Source organism: Amycolatopsis rhizosphaerae (assembly GCF_007713715.1).
Taxonomy (GTDB): Bacteria; Actinomycetota; Actinomycetes; order Mycobacteriales; family Pseudonocardiaceae; genus Amycolatopsis_E; species Amycolatopsis_E rhizosphaerae.
In genome coordinates, this window is record NZ_VJWX01000802.1 from 1 (window position 1) to 1,687 (window position 1,687).

General features: G+C 76.6%; 2 protein-coding genes. Both read right to left on the bottom strand.

Going from position 1 to position 1,687, the window contains the following annotated elements:
• Positions 1–566: mycofactocin biosynthesis peptidyl-dipeptidase MftE (gene mftE, locus FNH05_RS36970; RefSeq protein ID WP_144593474.1), on the bottom strand; the 566-nt coding region annotated here is incomplete at its 3' end.
• Positions 563–1,687, bottom strand: a 1,125-nt coding sequence (mftF, locus tag FNH05_RS36975) for a mycofactocin biosynthesis glycosyltransferase MftF (RefSeq protein WP_144593475.1), incomplete at its 5' end; no start/stop codon positions are given. The genes mftE and mftF, both read right to left, overlap by 4 nt.

The following is a 1,687-nucleotide window of genomic DNA, read 5'->3' on the forward strand; positions in this document are numbered from 1 at the left end:
CCGCTCTCGCTGACCGCGCGGACCCCGCCCGCCCGGAGTTCGTCGATCAGGCTCGGCAGCGGTGAGGTGTTCCCGGGGGCAAGCCGGTCGCGGCGGACGGCGGACGGGCGCAGGGCGAGCATCACCGAGGTCTCGGTGTGCCCGGCGTGGGAGTCGTCGCCGGAACCTCGCGGGAACCAGGCGGCCACGTTCCGGCCCTCGTACCGCAGTTTCGCCACCGCGCGCCGCACCGGAACCGCGTTGCCGCCGTGCGCGCACACCAGCACCACGCCCGCGAACGCGTCGGCCGAGCGCACCAGTTCCACCAGCACCGTTTCGGTGGCTTCCTGCCCGATGGACAGCGTCCCGGCGAAACCGGCGTGTTCTCCACTGGAACCGTAGGGCAGGGCGGGAGCGACCACGACCCGCGCGCGGCGGAGGGCGAGCCGCTCGCACAGGGCCACCGCGATCTCGGTGTCCACGGTGAACGGCAGATGGGGCCCGTGCTGCTCGACGGCGCCGAGCGGCACCGCGAGCAGCCGGGGGCCGGTCAGTTCGGGCCAGCTCAGCCCGGACAGTCCGGTCATGGTTTGCCCGGCCAGGACGACAGATCGGGGATCAGCGGCGCGACCGTGCGCTCACGGGCACAGCCGCGCCACACCCCCGCCCCGTACGCGAGGTCGTCGGCGACACGGGCGAGGAGCCAGCGCACCGGATCGAGGCCGGGCCTGCGCACCGCCCACTCCCGCAGGTGGCGTGCCAGCGCCAGGGCGAGCACGACCCGCCCCTTCCGCCGGGCCGCGAGCACCGGTATCGCGAGCGGTCCCCAGGTGCGGGTGAGCGCCTCGGCGAGGTAGTGCCCGGCGCCGAGGTGTCCCCGCAGCGCGATCGGCAGCGACCGGCGTGCGGGCAGGCCGACCGGCCGCAGTTTGCGGGGCAGCAGGGCGGCGGTGCCCAGCGCGAGGGCCGCCGCGGGCAGGGGCCGTCCCGCCGCCGCCAGCCCCCACACCAGCGCCGTCCAGCCGGAGACGCGCACGGGCGCCACCGTCCGGCGCCCGTGCCGCCGGGCCAGCGGCGCCGCCGAAGTGCCGTAACGGAACCGCTGTTCCAGCCAGGCCCGCCAGGTCGGTCTCGGCGCGTGCAGCACCTCCGCGGCGGGCTCGTACCGCACCCGGTGACCGTGCGCGACGAGCCGCCAGATCAGGTCCACGTCCTCGCCGTAGCGCAGGCCCTCGTCGAACCCCCCGGCCTCGCGCAGCGCGGACGTGCGCACCACCAGCGCGGCGGTGGGCAGGTAGGTGACGCGACCGCCGGGCCGCACCGGGGCCGGGTCCGGGCCGAGGTCCAGCGCCGAGCGGACCCGCTCGTACCGGGCGAGCGCGGAGGGCCCCGGCACGCTGCGCACGCGCGGCGCGACCGCGGCCACGGCGGGATCTTCGAAATGCGGCAGGAGGGTTTCCAGCCAGCCGGGCACCGGTTCGGTGTCGGCGTCGAGGAAGGCGACCAGTTCCGTGGTCACGGTGCGCCAGCCGGTGTTGCGGGCGGCGGCGGGGCCGCGCGCCGTCTCGTGGCGGTGGGCGGCGCCCTCGATGGGGATCCGTGAGCCGTCGTCGACCACCACGGTGCGCCCGGCGGGCAGCGGGCCGTCGAAGTCCCGTACCGGCATCACCACGGTGACGTCGGCGGTGGGCATGGTCGACCGGCGGTC